At 59.9% G+C, this 18,512-nt stretch carries 19 protein-coding genes and 1 pseudogene; 9 read left to right on the top strand and 11 right to left on the bottom strand.

What is annotated here, in order from left to right; all coding sequences use genetic code 11:
* The first annotated feature begins 363 nt into the window (after positions 1–363).
* The gene (locus ACIPZE_RS18960) at positions 364–1,128 is read left to right on the top strand and encodes an SDR family oxidoreductase (protein WP_008087168.1); all 765 of its coding nucleotides are present in this window, start codon (positions 364–366) and stop codon (positions 1,126–1,128) included.
* Positions 1,129–1,333: 205 nt separating this feature from the next.
* Positions 1,334–2,239 (top strand): cation diffusion facilitator family transporter, encoded by a 906-nt coding sequence (locus tag ACIPZE_RS18955; RefSeq protein WP_129388371.1) that lies wholly within the window; start codon positions 1,334–1,336, stop codon positions 2,237–2,239.
* A 184-nt stretch (positions 2,240–2,423) separates the two neighbouring features.
* On the opposite strand, the gene ACIPZE_RS18950 is transcribed toward ACIPZE_RS18955, so the two are convergent.
* From ACIPZE_RS18950 to ACIPZE_RS18920, 7 genes are all read right to left on the bottom strand, one after another.
* A complete protein-coding gene (locus tag ACIPZE_RS18950; protein WP_400774554.1) occupies positions 2,424–3,557 on the bottom strand; it encodes an AGE family epimerase/isomerase in 1,134 nt (377 codons plus the stop codon).
* Between the two features lie 167 nt (positions 3,558–3,724).
* Complete coding sequence (locus tag ACIPZE_RS18945) at positions 3,725–4,297, bottom strand: HupE/UreJ family protein (protein WP_283437887.1); 573 nt, start codon at positions 4,295–4,297, stop codon at positions 3,725–3,727.
* Positions 4,298–4,324: 27 nt separating this feature from the next.
* Positions 4,325–4,939 carry an urease accessory protein UreG gene (gene ureG / locus ACIPZE_RS18940; RefSeq protein ID WP_053116815.1) on the bottom strand — a complete coding sequence of 205 codons (615 nt, stop codon included), beginning with the start codon at positions 4,937–4,939 and terminating at the stop codon, positions 4,325–4,327.
* Positions 4,940–4,950: 11 nt separating this feature from the next.
* Positions 4,951–5,625, bottom strand: coding sequence for an urease accessory protein UreF (locus tag ACIPZE_RS18935; RefSeq protein WP_400774551.1), 675 nt, complete (start codon positions 5,623–5,625; stop codon positions 4,951–4,953).
* A complete protein-coding gene (ureE, locus tag ACIPZE_RS18930; protein ID WP_129388386.1) occupies positions 5,622–6,122 on the bottom strand; it encodes an urease accessory protein UreE in 501 nt (166 codons plus the stop codon). Before ureE ends, ACIPZE_RS18935 begins: the two co-directional genes overlap by 4 nt.
* Before the next feature lie 244 nt (positions 6,123–6,366).
* On the bottom strand, positions 6,367–6,999 hold the full coding sequence (locus tag ACIPZE_RS18925) for a TetR family transcriptional regulator (RefSeq protein ID WP_129388389.1): 633 nt from the start codon (positions 6,997–6,999) through the stop codon (positions 6,367–6,369).
* Between the two features lie 155 nt (positions 7,000–7,154).
* The gene (locus tag ACIPZE_RS18920; protein WP_400774549.1) at positions 7,155–7,703 is read right to left on the bottom strand and encodes a hypothetical protein; all 549 of its coding nucleotides are present in this window, start codon (positions 7,701–7,703) and stop codon (positions 7,155–7,157) included.
* Positions 7,704–8,086: 383 nt separating this feature from the next.
* On the opposite strand from ACIPZE_RS18920, the gene ACIPZE_RS18915 reads away from it, so the two are divergent.
* Positions 8,087–10,162, top strand: a complete 2,076-nt coding sequence (locus ACIPZE_RS18915) for an AsmA family protein (RefSeq protein WP_283437885.1) — start codon at positions 8,087–8,089, stop codon at positions 10,160–10,162.
* A gap of 89 nt (positions 10,163–10,251) precedes the next feature.
* On the opposite strand, the gene ACIPZE_RS18910 is transcribed toward ACIPZE_RS18915, so the two are convergent.
* Complete coding sequence (locus ACIPZE_RS18910; protein ID WP_129388398.1) at positions 10,252–10,785, bottom strand: bacterioferritin; 534 nt, start codon at positions 10,783–10,785, stop codon at positions 10,252–10,254.
* A gap of 99 nt (positions 10,786–10,884) precedes the next feature.
* Positions 10,885–11,832, bottom strand: coding sequence for a LysR substrate-binding domain-containing protein (locus tag ACIPZE_RS18905; protein ID WP_283437884.1), 948 nt, complete (start codon positions 11,830–11,832; stop codon positions 10,885–10,887).
* Between the two features lie 109 nt (positions 11,833–11,941).
* Here ACIPZE_RS18905 and ACIPZE_RS18900 point away from each other — a divergent pair, with 109 nt between their 5' ends.
* The 3 genes and pseudogenes from ACIPZE_RS18900 to ACIPZE_RS18890 all read left to right on the top strand — a co-directional run bounded on the left by ACIPZE_RS18900 (position 11,942) and on the right by ACIPZE_RS18890 (position 13,616).
* Entirely contained in the window at positions 11,942–12,580 is a 639-nt protein-coding gene (locus ACIPZE_RS18900; RefSeq protein ID WP_400774545.1) for an FMN-dependent NADH-azoreductase, read from the top strand.
* Positions 12,581–12,643 (top strand): annotated as a pseudogene (locus tag ACIPZE_RS18895) (QacE family quaternary ammonium compound efflux SMR transporter); the annotation flags it as partial.
* A gap of 94 nt (positions 12,644–12,737) precedes the next feature.
* Positions 12,738–13,616, top strand: a complete 879-nt coding sequence (locus ACIPZE_RS18890; protein WP_129388408.1) for a triacylglycerol lipase — start codon at positions 12,738–12,740, stop codon at positions 13,614–13,616.
* Positions 13,617–13,722: 106 nt separating this feature from the next.
* On the opposite strand, the gene ACIPZE_RS18885 is transcribed toward ACIPZE_RS18890, so the two are convergent.
* Positions 13,723–14,610 (bottom strand): DMT family transporter, encoded by an 888-nt coding sequence (locus ACIPZE_RS18885; protein ID WP_400774542.1) that lies wholly within the window; start codon positions 14,608–14,610, stop codon positions 13,723–13,725.
* 96 nt (positions 14,611–14,706) lie between these two features.
* On the opposite strand from ACIPZE_RS18885, the gene ACIPZE_RS18880 reads away from it, so the two are divergent.
* From ACIPZE_RS18880 to ACIPZE_RS18870, 3 genes are all read left to right on the top strand, one after another.
* Positions 14,707–15,501 carry an AraC family transcriptional regulator gene (locus tag ACIPZE_RS18880; protein WP_400774539.1) on the top strand — a complete coding sequence of 265 codons (795 nt, stop codon included), beginning with the start codon at positions 14,707–14,709 and terminating at the stop codon, positions 15,499–15,501.
* Positions 15,502–15,564: 63 nt separating this feature from the next.
* The gene (locus ACIPZE_RS18875) at positions 15,565–15,870 is read left to right on the top strand and encodes a PsiF family protein (protein WP_025111807.1); all 306 of its coding nucleotides are present in this window, start codon (positions 15,565–15,567) and stop codon (positions 15,868–15,870) included.
* A 169-nt stretch (positions 15,871–16,039) separates the two neighbouring features.
* Complete coding sequence (locus tag ACIPZE_RS18870) at positions 16,040–17,053, top strand: AI-2E family transporter (RefSeq protein WP_129388418.1); 1,014 nt, start codon at positions 16,040–16,042, stop codon at positions 17,051–17,053.
* 135 nt (positions 17,054–17,188) lie between these two features.
* On the opposite strand, the gene ACIPZE_RS18865 is transcribed toward ACIPZE_RS18870, so the two are convergent.
* On the bottom strand, positions 17,189–18,463 hold the full coding sequence (locus ACIPZE_RS18865) for an Hsp70 family protein (RefSeq protein WP_283437879.1): 1,275 nt from the start codon (positions 18,461–18,463) through the stop codon (positions 17,189–17,191).
* Positions 18,464–18,512 lie beyond the last annotated feature (49 nt).

Genomic DNA, 18,512 nt, shown 5'->3' with positions numbered 1-18,512 from the left:
CACTTCAGGGTCAAGCAAAAAACTTTCTATTTCGCCCGCAAAGCCTTGTATGGCGCGGCTTTGCGCGTTTCCACTTGCCCCCGGAAACTGTGGAAGGGACTGTGGATAACGTGCGCGCACATGGCTACAGGCCACGCCCTGTATGACGCTCCGACGATTGATCATTTTTTGAGCTGAAATACCTCCGTGTAGGAGCTGCCGAAGGCTGCGATCTTTTGACCTTCAGAAACAACATCAAAAGATCGCAGCCTTCGGCAGCTCCTACACGGAGGCGGTAGTTGCCCGATATTCGTGGGCCGGGCATGCTGCTGGCTGATTTTCTATTCCAAGGGCTGCTACGGTGGCCGAAGCAAGGAGAACACGATGTCCAACACCCTGTTTATCACCGGCGCGACGTCCGGATTTGGTGAAGCCTGTGCCCGCCGTTTTGCCGAGGCTGGCTGGAAACTGGTGCTGACCGGTCGTCGTGAAGAACGCCTCAATGCGCTGTGCGCCGAGCTGTCGAAGCAGACCGAGGTGCATGGCCTGGTGCTCGATGTGCGTGATCGCAAGGCGATGGAGGAGGCGATTGCAAACTTGCCGCCGTCGTTCGCCAAGCTGCGCGGCCTGATCAACAACGCCGGTCTGGCATTGGGCGTGGACCCGGCGCCGAAGTGCGATCTGGACGATTGGGACACCATGGTCGACACCAACGTCAAAGGCCTGATGTACGCAACCCGTCTGCTGCTGCCGCGCCTGATCGCCCATGGCCGAGGGGCCGGCATCGTTAACCTCGGTTCGATCGCTGGTAACTACCCGTATCCGGGCAGCCATATCTACGGCGCGACCAAGGCGTTTGTTAAGCAGTTTTCGCTGAACCTGCGTTGCGACTTGCAGGGAACCGGCGTGCGTGTCAGCAATATCGAGCCAGGGCTGTGCGAAAGCGAGTTCTCGCTGGTTCGTTTCGCTGGCGATCAGGAACGCTACAACGCAACGTATGCCGGTGCCGAGCCGATCCAGCCGCAGGACATTGCCGAGACGATTTTCTGGGTGATGAATGCGCCGGCGCACATCAACATCAACAGCCTGGAGTTGATGCCGGTGAGCCAGACCTGGGCTGGGTTTGCGATCGAGCGTAACAAGGCCTGACACTTAACCCTGTGGCGAGGGAGCTTGCTCCCGCTGGCTTGCGCAGCAGGCCCCTGCTTTTAGCTGAAGAGCAGGGGGCGCTTCGCACCCCAGCGGGAGCAAGCTCCCTCGCCACAAAATCGGGTGGAAATCAGCGATAAGGTAAACTCCTCTCTCAACAACCCCACCGCACCCCGCGGTTTTCAGGGTTTTTCGAGGAGTTAAAGTGAGTAACCGAGGTGAGCAGGCGCTGCTCAAACAATCGACCATTCTGATGTTTGCCGTGGCGATCGCCGGGATCGTTACCGGTTTTGTTTCAGGTTCCCAATCCATCCTTTTTGATGGTTTTTTCTCGCTGATCGCAACCTTCATCAAAGTCCTGATGCTGATCACTGCCAAGTTGATCGCCAAGGAAAGCAACCACCGTTTCCAGTTCGGTTTCTGGCATCTCGAACCGATGGTGCTGCTGATTGAAGGCAGTTTTCTCCTGTTGATTGCGATCTATGCATTTCTCAACGGTGTGTTCGGCATTATCAACGGTGGCCGCGAGATCGAACTGGGTCTGGTGATCATCTATGCAGGCGTGTTCACCGTGGTCGAGTTCGCCTATTTCTTCTACGTGCGTCGGCGTAACCGCAAACTGAAATCCAGTCTGATCCAGTTCGACAACATCAGTTGGCTGGTGGACGCGATGCTGTCCGTGGGCCTGTTGATCAGTTTCCTCGCAGCGCTGCTGCTCAAGTCGCAGGGCTATGGCCAGTGGGCGGCGTACGTTGACCCGCTGATCCTGATCGTGCTGGCGCTGACCATGTTGCCGCCAGCGTTCAAGATACTTCGGCCGGCACTGCGTGACGTGTTGGGGATCGCGCCGGACACGCTGGATGACCAGGTGCGCCAGGTGATGGACGCGGCGAAGGTCGAGCATGGTTTCGATGATTACGTGTCGTACGTACAGAAGCACGGGCGGGCGCGGTTTATCGAGATTCATGTGGTGTTGCCGGCCGATTATGCGCTGAGCAATGTCGGGCAACTGGATGCGTTACGTGAGGAGATTTCGGCGAAGCTGGGCACTCCGGATGCGGCGCGCTGGTTGACTATCAGCTTCACCGGGGACAAGAAGTGGATCGCCTGATGTAACCCTGATTCCTGTTGAGAACACATTTGTGGAGAAGGAGATTTATTGTGGCGAGGGGATTTATCCCCGTTGGGGCGCGAAGCGGCCCTAAAAAGAGCGGGGCCGCTGCGCAGCCCAACGGGGATAAATCCCCTCGCCACAGTAGATCTCCTCAGCACACTGGATCTCATTTTCCATGAGATCAGCGTAAATATTCAGCCAGACCGTGATAGCAGGTCGCAAGGTGATAAGGCGTAGTAGAAGGCATGTCCTTGCGACTGACTTCGCCTTGTTCATCCCGGCATTCATGCCAGCCACCGGCATGCAGAAAGCGTTGTTGCAACGCCTGTAACTGGCGCAGCACCACGGCTTCGCTGCCCTGACGCAACGTCAGCGCCCGCAGATATTCCGCCTGAGCCCAAATCCGCTGAGTCGAATCCTTCGGCCTTCCATCCAGCTCCAGATCCAGCATCGCCCGCACCGCGCCAGACGGTTGCACCACACCGTATTGCTCGGTGAACGCGAACGCCCGGTCCAGTGCCGCATGCAGTTTCGAACCACGCAACAGCGGCGACGACTCCAGCAGGAAATACCACTCGAACTGATGCCCCGGTTCGTACCAGTTATCCACAGCCCCAAGCGGCTTCTCCATCAATACGCCGTGTTGCGGATCGATGAAGCGCTTGTGCATGGCTGTACATAACTCCAGCAACGCTGTCTGCGTCTGTGCATCTTTGCGCACGGCCAGGGTGGCGAGGAAGGCTTCGGCCAGGTGCATCAATGGATTCTGCAACGGACCGGTTTCAAGGGTGATCCAGTCGCGATCCAGGCACGCCTCGTACAAGCCGTCACCGGTGGCAAAGCGCCGACCGATGATTTCCAGCGCCGCGTTCAAGGTCGACTCGACCAGCGGATCACCGGACCTGGCCCAATAATGCGCGCAGGCGAACAGAATGAAGGCGTGGGTGTAGAGATCCTTGCGCTGATCCAGCGGCTTGCCCTGTGCATCGATGCTGTAGAACCAGCCACCGTGCTCGGCATCGTGGAAATGCCGTTGCAGGGAACGGAACAGCGTCGCTGCGCGAGCTTCAGCGTTATCCACAACCCCGATCAGACTGGAAAACAGATACAGCTGGCGTGCACAGGCCATCGCGCGATAGCGCTGCGCCGGCAAAGGTTGGTGCGCAGCGTCCAGCGCCTCATAGGGCAACGCCATGTCGGCGTTCCAGCCCGGGCCTTGCCAGAGGGGCACGATCACATTGACGAAGTGCTGTTGCACAGCGCCGAACAGGGCGGTCAATTCAGGCAGGGCGGTGGAGCGGGAAGCGTGGGGCATGGGCGGACGTCGTCACGGGCTGGGGCGATTGCGCGACATGGTAGCAGAGAGCACCGGGTGGGTGACGAACCCTGTAGCTGCCGAAGGCTGCGATCTTTTGATCTTGCTTTTATTAATCAAAATCAAAAGATCGCAGCCTTCGGCAGCTCCTACAGGGGATGTGCCGTCTAGCCAGCCAGCAGCCAGGCGCCGGTGATGGCTGAGGCAGCGCCAGCGAGGCGCACCAACGGTGCAGCAGCCTGAGGCAGGAAACGCACTACGGCATAACCAGCGGCATGCAGTGCAGCTGTCGCGGCGACGAAACCAGCGGCATACGCCCAAGGGCTGCTCATGTCCGGCAATTCCAGCCCATGCGCCACACCGTGGAACAACGCAAACACCGCCGTTGCCACCACCGCCATCACCAGCGGCGGACGCACAGCCAACGCCACCGCCAGGCCCAGCGCCAGCACCGAGGCAGCAATCCCGCTTTCCAGCGCCGGCAATTGCAGGCCTTCAAACCCGAGCAGGCCGCCAATCAGCATGGTGCCGACAAACGTGCACGGCAGCGCCCATCGCGCGGCGCCTTGTTGCTGCGCTGCCCACAACCCAACGGCAACCATCGCCAGCAAGTGGTCGAGGCCGCCTATCGGGTGGCTGATACCGGCGATCAAGCCACTGTCGCCATGCCCCGGATGAGCAAAGGCCAATGCCGGGGTCAGCAGTAGCGCAACCGCGCCAAGAATGCGTTTGAGAGTCATGGAAAAGCTTCCTTGTTGAAAAGTGAATCAGGCTGCGGTCAGCAGGCCCTGGCGTTCGATGAAGGCGATGATGGCTTCCAGGCCCTGACCGGTTTTCTGGTTGCTGAAGACGAACGGCTTGCCGTTGCGCATGCGTTTGGTGTCGCTGTCCATCATCTCCAGCGAGGCGCCCACCAGTGGCGCAAGGTCGATCTTGTTGATCACCAGCAGATCGGATTTGCAGATCCCCGGCCCGCCCTTGCGCGGCAGCTTGTCGCCGGCCGAAACGTCGATCACGTAGATGGTCAGGTCGGACAATTCCGGGCTAAAGGTCGCCGACAGGTTGTCGCCGCCGGACTCCACCAGAATCAGGTCGAGTCCCGGAAAGCGTCGATTCAGTTGATCGACCGCTTCGAGGTTGATCGAGGCGTCTTCGCGAATCGCGGTGTGCGGGCAGCCGCCGGTTTCCACGCCGATGATCCGTTCCGGCGCGAGAGCTTCATTGCGCACGAGGAAATCGGCGTCTTCGCGGGTGTAGATATCGTTGGTGACCACGGCGAGGTTGTAGCGCTCGCGCAGGGCCAGGCACAGGGCCAGGGTCAACGCGGTTTTGCCGGAACCGACCGGGCCGCCGATGCCGACGCGCAGAGGTTGTGTGTTCATAAATGTTTCTCCTAGGAGCGAAAGAGGCGGCTGTACTGGCGCTCGTGGGCCATGCACGCCAGGGACAGGCCGAACGTGGCGCTGCCGATGTGTTCGGGATTGATTCGGCTGGCGTCCTGCTGCGCCTGTTGCAGCAGTGGCAGCAGTTCGCTGGTCAGGCGTTGCGCCGCTTGCTGGCCCAGCGGCAGGGTTTTCATCAATACGGCCAGCTGGTTTTCCAGCCAGCTCCACAGCCACGCGGCGAGTGCGTCTTGCGGGCTAATGCCCCAAGCGCGCGCGGCCAGCGCCCAGCACAGGGCCAGATGCGGTTCTGTGCATTGATCGAGAAAGTCGCGCGCGGGCGTGTCGAGTTCCGGCAAACCGTTGAGCAATTGCTGCAACGAATAGCCCATCTGCCGACTTTCCAGATGCAACTCGCGGGTCTCGCGGCTGGCGCGATGGCTCTCACATAGGGTCAGCAACTCGCACCAGTTTTCATCCGCCGCCGCTTGGCAATGCGCAACCAACAACGGCGCCTCAAAGCGCGACAGATTCAGTAGCAACTGATCACTGATCCAGCGGCGGGCGTCGTCCGGGTTTTTCACCCGGCCGTTATCCACCGCCATTTCCAGGCCTTGCGAATAGCTGTAGCCGCCAATCGGCAGTTGCGGACTGGCCAGGCGCAGCAGCGCCCAGGCCGGATTCACAGGCGTACGCCGAACTGATGGAGTTTCGGCGCGTAGTTGAAGTCTTCGTCGCCGTGGCGGGAATGGTGATGGCCGCCGCCATAGGCGCCGTGTTCCGGCTGGAACGGTGCTTCGATGGCTTCGACCTGCGCGCCCAATTGCTCGAGCATGGCTTTGAGCACGTAGTCATCGAGCAAGCGCAGCCAGCCATCGCCGACTTGCAGGGCAACGTGGCGATTGCCCAGGTGATAGGCGGCGCGGGTCAATTCGAAAGCGTTGGCGCAGGTGACGTGCAGCAGTTGTTCGGGGCGGGCACAAACGCGAACGATGCGGCCGTCTTCGGCTTGCAGGCATTCGCCGTCATACAGCGGCGGTTGGCCGCGCTCCAGAAACAGCCCGACGTCTTCGCCTTCGGCACTGAAACAGCGCAGACGGCTTTTGCTCCGCGCTTCGAAAGTCAGGAGCAACTCAGCGGCCCAGACGGGTTGAGGGTCGATTCTGCGGTGAATCACCAGCATCGGTAAGCTTCCAGCTTATGGACAATACTCAGACTAGAGCAAGGGCCTTGCCAATCGGACGAGATGTAGGAAATCCCTGTCGGAGACTAGCGGATGTTTCAGGATGTTGCGGAGATATGAGAGGTTTTGGTGCGTGAAGATTTTTTAATGCACCAATTTGCGGCGCATAAAAAAGATCGCAGCCTTCGGCAGCTCCTACATCAATCCCTGTAGGAACTGCCGAAGGCTGCGATCCGTTGATCTTTTATTCGGTACTGCCGAGCCCCTGCCAATGCTTGAGTCCGATAAAGATGAAACGCAGTTGCTGGGTGATCTTCGCCTGCGGCGTCAGATGCTCCGGCAGTGCTTCGGCGGGTGGATCAATAATGTCCGGCAGGGTGGCAAACACCGATTTGACGATCAGGTCAGCCATCACGCTCAGCCCCGCAGCGTCCAGATGCTGGAGCTTGGGCATCAACGTCAAATCCGCCGCAAGGTCGGCGCTGATGTTCTCGCGCAAACGTCCGATTGCCTGGCGCACCGGCTGCGAACCGCCGTACTGCTCGCGGGCGAGAAAGAGAAATTGCGAACGGTTGGCGCTGACCACATCAAGGAAGATTCGCACCGAGGCATCGATAATGCCGCCCATGACGAACTCGTTGTGGCGTACCAAACGGATGGTTTCGCGAAAGGTCTGGCCGACTTCACTGACCAGCACCAGGCCCAGCTCATCCATATCGGCAAAATGCCGGTAGAAACCGGTCGGCACGATCCCGGCGGTTTTGGTCACTTCGCGCAGGCTCAGGCTGCCGAATCCTCGGCCGCTTTCCATCAAGTGGCGGGCAGCGTCCATGAGGGCGTTGCGGGTCTGTTGTTTCTGTTCGGCGCGGGGCAGCATCGCAGGGTGTGTTCTTCGGCAGGACAAGCGCCGCACTCTAGCAAATCGGCTTTGTCGGCGTCGAACGGGAGGAGGTGCAGCGAAGGATTTCAGTGGGGCTGAAAAGTCAAAAGCCCAATCCGCTGATTGGGCTTTTTTTCGAGGCCGCCATGGGCTTAGCTCAAAGCGCTGTTGCGTTCGATCACACGGTCACCACCGCCTTCAGCGAGGGTTTGGCCTTGTGGGGTACGGTCGCTGCCATCGGAGGCCAGGGTTTGACCTTGTGGAGTGCGATCGCTGCCATCGGAAGCCAGGGTTTGACCTTGTGGGGTACGGTCGCTGCCATCGGAAGCCAGGGTTTGACCTTGTGGGGTACGGTCGCTGCCGTCAGAAGCCAGGGTTTGACCTTGTGGAGTGCGATCGGAACCGTCTTGCACCAGACCTTTCTCTTCGAGGCGATCACGGCCACCTTCGGCTACGGTCTGACCTTGTGGAGTCTTGTCATAGCCATCTTGCACCAGGCCTTTTTCTTCCAGGCGGTTGCGGCCGTTTTCAGCCAGGGTCTGGCCTTGTGGGGTGCGGTCGCCGCCGTCAGCAGCAACGGTCTGGCTGAATGCCGAATGGCTGGATTTCACTTGCGGAGTCGCTTGGTCGGCAGCAGGCAGGGCGAAAGCAGTGCTGGCTAGCATCGACAGGGTAAGACTGAACAGTAATTGGCGTTTCATGATGGGTTGCTCCTTGGGAGGGCGATAAAGTGGGTACGAGGGCAATGCTACTCTCGATAAGTCGATATAAAAGTTCATAAACGCAATGGTAATAATCAACAGAATTGATTGTTCTGGCGCAAGGCTCTAGATCAGGCCTTTCAGGGCGACGGTTTTGCACCGAGGTGGGTATTTTCGACTCACTCGCGCCTCGCAAATGTGCGGGTCGCGGTAACGCTGTTCGACCGATCAGTCAGGTTCAGCTGGTTTTTTTGCGCTTTGATCAACCTTTTGATTAAACCTGCGGGCCTTTTGCCAGTCACAGAATTCAGAGGGGTCGCATTGGCCCGCCGTTTCAGCCGTGCGCCGCGATGTCCGGGCGCACGTGATCAGGAGCTTTGTGCATGACGCGCACTGGAAAAATATTCAGCTGGACCTTCGCCATCCTCGTGCTGCTACTCGCCGTGCTGGTCTTGATCATCGTGTTCTTCGACTGGAACCGGATCAAACCGCCGATCAACGCCAAAGTCTCGGAAGAACTGCACCGACCGTTCGCCATCAATGGCAACCTCGCGGTGATCTGGCAACGCGAGCCGGACGAAGGTGGCTGGCGTGCCTGGGTGCCGTGGCCGCATGTGGTGGCCGAGGACTTGAGCCTGGGCAACCCGGACTGGTCCAAAAAGCCGCAGATGGTCACGCTCAAGCGCGTTGAACTGCGCATCTCGCCACTGGCGCTATTGGCACAGCGCGTGGTGATCCCGCGTATTGACCTGACCGAACCCAATGCCGAGCTGCAGCGCCTGGCCGATGGCCGCGCCAACTGGACGTTCAAGTTCGATCCCAAGGATCCGAATGCCGAGCCGTCGAACTGGGTGGTCGACATCGGCGCCATCGGTTTCGACAAGGGCCATGTGACGCTCGACGATCAGACACTGAAGACCAATCTCGATGTATTGATCGATCCGCTGGGCAAGCCAATCCCGTACAGCGACATCGTCGGCGACAAAGCGGCGAAAACCGCACAGGACAAGGGCGCCGCACCGCAGGACTACGCCTTTGCGCTGAAGGTCAAAGGCCAATATCACGCGCAGAACCTCAGCGGCCAAGGCAAGATCGGCGGCCTGCTCGCGTTGCAGGACGCCAGCAAGCCGTTCCCGTTGCAGGCGCAGGCCAAGATCGGCGACACCAGCATCGAACTCGCCGGTACGTTGACCGATCCGCTCAACCTCGGCGCCCTTGACCTGCGCCTGAAGCTGGCGGGCGCCAGCCTTGGCAATCTCTATCCGCTGACCGGCGTGACCCTGCCGGACACCCCGCCGTACTCCACCGACGGCCATCTGATCGCCAAGCTGCATGATGCTGGCGGCGCGAAATTCACCTATGAACAGTTCAACGGCAAGATCGGCGGCAGCGACATCCATGGCGATCTGACTTACGTTGCCAGTCAGCCGCGACCCAAGCTCAGCGGCGCGCTGCTCTCCAATCAACTGCTGTTCGCTGACCTCGCGCCGTTGATCGGTGCCGACTCCAACGATAAGCAAAAGGCTCGCGGCGGCGAGAGCAAACAACCGGCCGACAAAGTCCTGCCGGTCGAGGAGTTCAAGACCGACCGCTGGCGGGCGATGGATGCTGACGTCGAATTCACCGGCAAACGTATCGTGCATAGCGAGAAGCTGCCGTTCACCGACCTTTATACCCACCTCAAGCTCAACGACGGCGAACTCAGTCTCGAACCACTGCGCTTCGGCGTGGCCGGCGGCAACCTTGATGCGCAGATCCGCCTCAACGGCCGCACCGAGCCGCTCGAAGGCCGGGCGAAACTGACCGCCCGTGGCTTCAAGCTCAAAGAGTTGTTCCCGACTTTTGAACCGATGAAAACCAGTTTCGGCGAGCTCAATGGCGACGCCGACATCAGCGGGCGCGGCAACTCGGTCGCCAAGCTGCTGGGCGGCGCCAACGGCAAGCTGAAGATGCTGATCAATGACGGCGCCATCAGTCGCGAGCTGATGGAACTGGCCGGGCTCAACGTCGGCAACTATGTGGTCGGCAAGATCTTTGGCGACAAGGAAGTGAAGATCAATTGTGCGGCGGCCGACTTCGACATCAAAACCGGCCTGGCGACCACGCAGCTGTTCGTCTTCGATACCGAGAACGCGATCATCTATATCGATGGCACGGCGAACATGGCCACCGAGCAACTTGATCTGACCGTGACGCCGGAATCCAAGGGCTGGCGTTTGATCTCCCTGCGCTCGCCGCTGTATGTGCGCGGCAAGTTCATCAAGCCGGATGCCGGTGTGAAGGCTGTGCCGCTGATGCTGCGTGGGGCGGGGATGGTTGCGCTGGGCGTGATTGCCGCACCGGCGGCGGGGCTGTTGGCGCTGGTGGCGCCGAGTGGGGGTGAGCCGAATCAGTGCGCGCCGTTGCTGGAGCAGATGAAGGCGGGCAAGGCGCCGGTGACCGTCAAGCCCACCAGGTAAAAGAATAAAACAAAAGATCGCAGCCTTCGGCAGCTCCACAGGGATCAATGCAGGAGCTGCCGCAGGCTGCGATCTTTTGTTTTTAACGGTTACAGGTCTTTCAGAATGTCAGCCATGTCGTCGGCATGCTCTTCTTCCTGCGCGAGGATATCTTCGAAGATCCGCCGGGTGGTCGGGTCTTTCTCGCCGATGTACTGGATGATCTCGCGGTAGCTGTCGATGGCGATCCGCTCGGCGACGAGGTCTTCGTAGACCATCTCCTTGAGATCTTTACCAGCCACGTATTGCGCGTGGGACATTTTCGACAGCATGTCGGGATTGAACTCGGGTTCGCCGCCCAGTTGCACAATGCGCTCGGCCAGACGGTCGGCGTGCTGGGCTTCCTGAGTCGCGTGTTCGAGAAACTCCTCGGCGGCGACATGGGCTTTGACGCCGGTGGCCATGAAATAGTGGCGTTTGTAGCGCAATACGCAGACCAGTTCAGTGGCCAGCGATTCATTGAGCAAACGCAGCACCTCATCGCGGTCGGCGCTGTAGCTCTCGGTGACGGCGCCGTTCTCGACGTGTTGGCGCGCACGGTCGCGCAGGGTTTGGACATCTGACAGGTGCAGGTCATTGCTCATTTCAGTCTCCTGGAGGCTAATCCGATGGGCGCCACGTTCTGCGGACGCGGTCGCTACCCAAGTTGTGAGTCATGCGCGCTGCAAAAAGTTTTATCGGTTTTACACAACCCTCGCAGGAGCTGCCGAAGGCCGCGCTCCTGGCGCCAGCCCGGACAACTCTGCCTCCTCGCGCAACCAGGCAAAAAATGCCCGCACCGGCGGATGCCGCTCCCGCCCCGGCACGCACAAGGCGCTGTAACCCGCGCCATCGACCACCACCTCGGCCATGTACGGCACCAGCAAACCGCTGGCGACACTTTCCGAGACCAGAATATTGCTCGCCAGCACCAACCCTTGCCCGGCTATCGCCGCTTGCAGAGCGTAATGCTCCTCATCGTATTCGCGGATCGCCGGTTGCTGCTGCAGCCAGTTTTCGCCGGACTTCGCACACCACGCCTGCCAGCCGTGGGCGTAGAGCTTGGAGTTATGCCAATGCACGCTGATCAACGTCGGCGTACGGCGCGACGCCAGCGCCACTTGCTCCGGCGAGCCGTAAACGCCGAACGACTCATCGAACAGGCACAGGCCATAAAGGTTGGGGTAATCGTCGAGGCTGTAGCGCAACACCAGATCGACGCTGGCGTCCTGGTGCAGATCGATGACTTCGCAATGGGTGTCGAGACGCACGTTGATGTTCGGATGCCGGGCATAAAACCGCCCCAGACGCGGCACCAGCCACAGCGCGGCAAACGCGGCGGTGGTCGATAGCGTCAGCGTGCCGGCATTGCGTTGCGGGCGCAGGGTATCGACGCTTTGCGCCACTTCCAGCAACGCGCCGTGCAGGCTGCGAAACAGCCGCTCGCCGCCCTCGGTCAGGCGTACCTGACGCGGCAGACGTTCGAACAGCGCAACCCCGAGCCAGTCTTCCAGCGCGCGGATCTGATGGGAGATTGCCGTGGGCGTCACCGCCAGCTCTTCGGCGGCAGCCTTGAAGCTCAACAGACGCGAAGCAGATTCGAAGGCGCGCAGGGCGGTTAACGGCAATGAAGCAAACATTGGCAACTCCATGGATGAAAAAAATTCATACCGAATGATTTTTACTCATTTGAGCCAGCGCAGTGGCGAGCCTCAGGCTATAGGCAACAAACAGTTTGATTCTAGTCCGGAGGCTTTACAGATGAGTAAGATTCTTGCGATTCATGCCAGTCCTCGCGGTGAGCGTTCTCACTCGCGACGTTTGGCGGAAAGTTTTCTCAGCGCCTGGCAGTCGCGTCATCCGCAGGCTCATATCACTCGCCGCGAAGTCGGCCGAGCGTTGATTCCAGCGGTCAACGAGGCCTTTGTCGCGGCGGCGTTTTACCCCGAACCCGAGACGCGGCCACTGTCGATGCAGGCCGATCTGGCGCTCAGCGATCAACTGGTCGGCGAGTTGCTTGATCATGATCTGCTGCTGATTTCCACGCCGATGTACAACTTCAGCGTACCCAGCGGCCTCAAGGCCTGGATCGATCAGATTGTGCGGTTGGGCCTGACGTTCGATCACACGCTGGACAACGGCGTCGCTCAATACACGCCGCTGTTGCAGGGCAAAAAGGCCTTGATCGTCACCAGTCGCGGCGGCTTCGGCTTTGGCCCCGGCGGTGAACTGGAAGCGTTGAACCACGCCGATCCATGGCTGCGCACGGCGCTGGGTTTCGTCGGTATCAACGACGTCACGGTGGTCGCGGTCGAGGGTGAAGAATCCGCCGAACGCACCTTCGCGGTGTCGGTGGCCGAAGCCGAGCAGCGTTTGCTCGACCTCGCCCGGGAGTTCTAAATGGCCTGGCTGTTCCTGCTGATCGCCGCCGGGTTTGAAGTGACCTTCGCCATGGGCATGAAGTAGGCTGGTCGTGGAGTTGTCATCATCACGGAGGATGCTTGGCGAGCGTTTTGCACGCCTTGCATCCACTCACCGACCACAAGGATGTTTGCCCATGTCGACGCGTTATCCACTGGTGCTGGTACCGGGCATGCTCGGCTTTATCCGGCTGGTGCTCTATCCGTACTGGTACGGAATCATCAAGGCATTGCGCCGGGGTGGTGCGACGGTGATTGCCGTGCAGGTCTCACCGCTGAACTCGACCGAGGTGCGAGGCGAGCAGTTGCTGGCGCAGATCGATGAGATTTTGCGTGAGACCGGCGCGCACAAGGTCAACCTGTTCGGTCACAGTCAGGGCTCGCTGACGGCGCGCTATGCGGCGGCGAAACGGCCGGATCTGGTCGCCTCGGTGACGTCGGTAGCCGGACCCAATCATGGTTCGGAGCTGGCTGATTATCTGGCCCGACATTACCCGGCGGACAGCGCCAAGGGGCGCCTGCTGGAAGCGTTGCTGCGCTTTGTCGGGTGGTTGATGGCGTTACTGGAAACCGGCTATCGCGGGCCGAAACTGCCGGTGGATATCCACGCTTCGCATCAATCGCTGACCAGCGAAGGCGTGGCGCTGTTCAACCAGCGTTATCCACAGGGCTTGCCTGAAACCTGGGGCGGACATGGCCCGGAAGAGGTTAACGGCGTGCGCTATTACTCGTGGTCGGGGACGTTGCAGCCGGGCAAGACCGATCGTGGCGGAAATCTGTTTGACGGGACCAATCGCAGTTGTCGCTTGTTTGCGAAAACTTTCGTGCGTGAGCCGGGGCAGTGCGACGGCATGGTCGGGCGGTATAGCTCGCATCTGGGTACGGTGATTGGTGATGACTATCCGCTGGATCATTTCGACATTGTTAATCAGTCGTTGGGACTGGTGGGCAAGGGCGCGGATCCGGTGCGATTGTTTGTCGAGCATGCGGCGCGGCTTGAGGCTGCGGGTCTTTAGGATCAAAAGATCGCAGCCTTCGGCAGCTACAGGTTCGGTGTCGAACACAAATTTTGTGAACGCCCCGAACTCATGTAGGAGCTGCCGCAGGCTGCGATCTTTTCCATCAGGCAACGCTGATTCGACGGCCCGGCACGGTGGTCCAGCGTTCGGACAGAATCACCCCGCCCAACGTCAACAACCCGCCGACCAGGTGATACATCGCCAGCTGTTCCTTCAACACCAGCGCCGCAATCAGCGCGGTAATCAACGGCAGCAAGTTGAAGAACAACGTCGTCCGGCTTGGCCCCAGACGTTGCACCGCCTGCATCCACGCCAATGGCGCAAGCATCGACGCCAGCAGGCACGCATACAGCACCAGTGGAATGTTCTGCAGGGTCAGACCGGTTTTCGGTGAAGCCGCATACAACGGAAACAACACGACAATCGCCACCAGCACCTGCAAATACAGCAACACCAGCGGCGGCAGGCGCAGCTGCCATTTCTTCAATAGCGTGCTGTAGATCGCATAGGCCAGGGTCGCGATCAACATCATTGCGTCACCCATATTCAACCCGTGCTGCAACAGTGCGCCGAGGCTGCCGGACGACACCACGACCAATACGCCGGCAAACGACAGCACCGCACCGACCAATGCACCGGCAGTCAAGCGCTGGCCGAGGCTGATGATCGCCATGGCCAGCGACATCAATGGCATCAGCGACAGAATGATGCCCATGTTGGTCGCGGTGGTCAGGGTCGCGGCGAAGTAGGCGAGGCTCTGATACACCGCCATGCCGAGCACGCCAAGGACAAAGATCTTGCCCAGGTTCGGGCGAATCTGCGGCCAGTGCGCAATCACCGCTTTGAGCATGAAAGGCGTGAACAACAACCCGGCCAGCAGCCAGCGGTAAAAACCGATCTCGGCCGGGAAAATGGCGCCGACCGCGAGTTTGTTGATCACGGTATTGCCGGCCCAGATAAAAATCGCCAGCAGCGGAAAAGCGTATTGCATGAGTTGAAACCATTACGTTGATGAAGCGCAATTATCTCTTGTCTGGATGCAAGCCTATACTTCGAACCGGACAACCTGCCTCTGAAACCGGACAGCATGAACAGTAAACACATCGATCTGCTGGATTTCAGCGAACTGCCGTCGACGGTGTACTTCCGTTACGCCGATTTCAACGCCCACGAATTCGCCGCGCCGCATCGCCATCCGTGGGGCACGCTGGAGTATGCGGCCCATGGCGTATTGCACATGGACGTCGACGGCAGCCGCTTCATGTCGCCGCCGCAATACGCGGTGTGGGTGCCGCCGCAGGTCGAGCACAGCTTTTATAGCCATCAGCCGGTCAACTATCGCGCGGTGTGTCTCGACCCCAAGGTTTGTACTGAGTTGCCGAAGCGCGCCTGCACCCTGGCGATCAGCGACATTCTCAAGGCGATTCTCAAGGATTTCGCCGCCCGCGATGTGAAGATCCCGCAACTCGATGCCGATCAGCGTCTGGCACAAGTGCTGGTCGATCAACTGCAACAGGCGCCAGTGCATGAGTGCTATCTGCCCTATGCGAGCAGTCCGGGATTGCTGGCGATCCTCGAAACCCTGCAGGCCGAGCCGGGCAACAATCAGCCGCTGGCGCATTGGGCGCTGCAAGTGCATGTCAGTGAACGCACCTTGGCGCGGCAATTCGTCCGCGAGCTGGGGATGAGTTTTGGCGAGTGGCGTCAGCGCCTGCGGTATCTGGCCGCGATCGAAGCGCTGGAGACTGTGCGCAGCGTCCAGGAAATCGCCTTCGACCTCGGCTACAGCAGCGGCTCGGCGTTTATTGCCATGTTCGCCCGGCAGGCGGGGTGCACGCCGGAGCAATATCGGCGTAGCCATCTGGAGGGCAGGAAGGTGTAACAAGATTTGGCTACACTCCAGCAGAGGCCGCATCCATCGGTGCGGCGACAAGGAGAAAACTCCATGAAGATGTTGCGTGTGCCTTTGTTGATGATTGGTTTGCTCCTGTGTTCCCAGGGTTTCGCCGCCACGGCGCAACAGAACAAGATGACCACCTGCAATGCCGATGCGACCGCCAAGAGCCTCAAAGGCGATGAGCGCAAAACCTTCATGAGCACTTGCCTCAAGGCAGCGCCAGCGGCCAACGATGCCAAGACCCTGACGCCGCAGCAGGAAAAAATGAAAACCTGCAATGCCGATGCGAAAACCAAAGCGCTGACGGGCGATGCGCGCAAGACCTTCATGAGTGATTGCCTGAAGAAAAAATAAGATCAAAAGATCGCAGCCTGCGGCAGCTCCTACAGGATCGCGGTCTCATGTAGGAGCTGCCGCAGGCTGCGATCTTTTCGGCGCGACGAGGCACCCGGGCCTATGCTCGCTTCGGCGCCGGAACGCTGGCAGACTGCCAATCCTTTTACGCCGTTCGTTTTGAGGCTGTATGCCAACGTTTTCTGAGCGTCATGTAGTGTTCTGGGTCAGTTGCATCATCATTTTCGGCGGATTGCTGCTGGTGCTGCCGCTGCGTTTGTTGCCGAGCCTGCTGGCCGGTCTGTTGGTGTTCGAGCTGGTCAACATGCTCACCCCGCAACTGCAACGGCTGATCGAAGGCCGCCGCGCCCGCTGGCTGGCGGTGGCACTGCTCGGCACGCTGGTAGTAAGCGTGCTGGCGCTGATCTTTGCCGGGGCCATCAGCTTCCTCCTGCACGAAGCGGAGAACCCTGGGGCTTCCCTCGATAAATTCATGGGCGTGGTCGATCGTGCACGCGGGCAACTGCCGCCGTTCATCGATGCTTATCTGCCGGCCAGCGCCGGTGAATTCCGCGTCGCGATCGGCGAATGGCTGAGCAAGCATCTCTCTGATCTGCAACTGGTCGGCAAGGACGCGGCGCACATGTTCGTGACATTGCTGATCGGCATGGTGCTCGGCGCGATCATCGCCTTGCAGCGTGTACCGGACGTGACCAAGCGCAAGCCGCTGGCCGCCGCGCTGTTCGACCGTTTGCACCTGCTGGTGCAGGCGTTTCGCAATATCGTTTTCGCGCAGATCAAGATTGCGTTGCTCAACACCTTCTTCACCGGCATCTTTCTCGCGGTGATCCTGCCGATGTTCGGGGTCAAGCTACCGCTGACCAAGACCCTGATCGTGCTGACCTTCCTGCTAGGCCTGTTGCCGGTGATCGGCAACCTGATCTCGAACACGCTGATCACCATCGTCGGCCTGTCGCTGTCGATCTGGGTGGCGGTGGCGGCGTTGGGTTATCTGATCGTTATCCACAAGCTCGAATACTTCCTGAATGCGCGCATTGTCGGCGGGCAGATCAGTGCCAAGTCGTGGGAGTTGCTGCTGGCGATGCTGGTGTTCGAAGCCGCGTTCGGCTTGCCGGGAGTGGTGGCGGGGCCGATTTATTACGCGTATCTGAAGAGTGAGTTGAAGTTGGGCGGGATGGTTTGATCCAAGCCTTGTAGCGCTTGAACGGGCCTCTTCGCGAGCAGGCTCGCTCCCACATTTTGATCACATTCCTTCAGTTGGAATGCGATCCACTGTGGGAGCGAGCCTGCTCGCGAATGGCGCGCCACCGATTCTGAATCAGGCCATCGAACCGTAGCGTTTCATCGCTTCAATCGCCAAGCCGCTACCAATGCTGCCAAAGATATTCCCTTCGACATGCCGCGCATTCGGCAGCATCGCCGAGACGCTGTTGCGCAGCGCCGGAATCCCGCTCGAACCGCCGGTGAAGAACACCGTATCAACCTGATCCACCGCCACCCCGGCGTCGTTCAACAGCTGCGTGACGCTGCCGCGCACGCGCTCCAGCAGCGCATCGATTGCCGATTCAAACAGCGCGCGCGACAGTTCCACGCTCAAACCGGCTTCGATGCGGTCCAGCGGCACATGGCGGCTGTCGGTGTGGGTCAGCTGGATCTTGGTTTCTTCGACTTCCATCGCCAGCCAGTGGCCGGCGCGCTGCTCGATCAACTTGAACAGGCGATCGATGCCGCCGGTGTCTTCGATGTCGTAACGCATGCTGCCCAGCGCCAGACTGGACTTCTGCGAATACACGGAGTTGATGGTGTGCCAGGTCGCCAGGTTCATGTGGTGGCTGGTCGGCATGTAGGCGCCGCTCTTCATGCGGCTGCCGTAGCCGAACAGCGGCATCATGCCTTGCAGGCTCAGCTGTTTGTCGAAGTCGGTCCCGCCGATGTGCACACCGCCGGTGGCAAGGATGTCATCGTGACGGTTGTCGTAACCACGACGCTCGGGCGACAGGCGCACCAGCGAGAAGTCGGACGTACCACCGCCAATGTCGACGATCAGCACCAGCTCTTCTTTCTCGATGGTCGACTCGTAGTCGAAGGCCGCCGCAATCGGTTCGTACTGGAACGACACTTCTTTGAAGCCGATCTTCTTGGCGACGTCGACCAAAGTGTCTTCAGCTTCCTGGTCAGCCAGCGGATCATCATCGACGAAGAACACCGGACGCCCGAGCACCACTTGCTCGAATTCCCGACCGGCGGCAGTTTCGGCGCGGCTTTTCAGCTGGCCGATGAACAGGCCGAGCAAGTCCTTGAACGGCATCGCCGTGCCGAGCACGCTGGTGTCGTGCTTGATCAGCTTGGAACCGAGCAGGCTCTTCAGCGAGCGCATCAGGCGGCCTTCGTAGCCTTCCAGGTACTCGTGCAGCGCCAGACGACCGTAAACCGGGCGGCGCTCCTCGATGTTGAAGAAGACCACCGACGGCAGGGTGATCTTGTCGTCTTCCAGCGCGATCATCGTTTCCATGCCGGGGCGCAGCCAGCCGACGGTGGAGTTGGACGTGCCGAAGTCGATGCCGCAGGCACGGGCTGGAGAGGCGTCTTTCATGTCTTTCGGTTCCGGTCAAAAAAACGGCCGCGCAGTGTATGTCAGTGCG

Origin of the sequence: Pseudomonas sp. NPDC089741 (assembly GCF_044748825.1) — a bacterium.
Lineage (GTDB): Bacteria > Pseudomonadota > Gammaproteobacteria > Pseudomonadales > Pseudomonadaceae > Aquipseudomonas > Aquipseudomonas helmanticensis.
The sequence above is the reverse complement of the archived record's forward strand: the minus strand, read 5'-3'. Positions and strand labels throughout refer to the sequence as shown.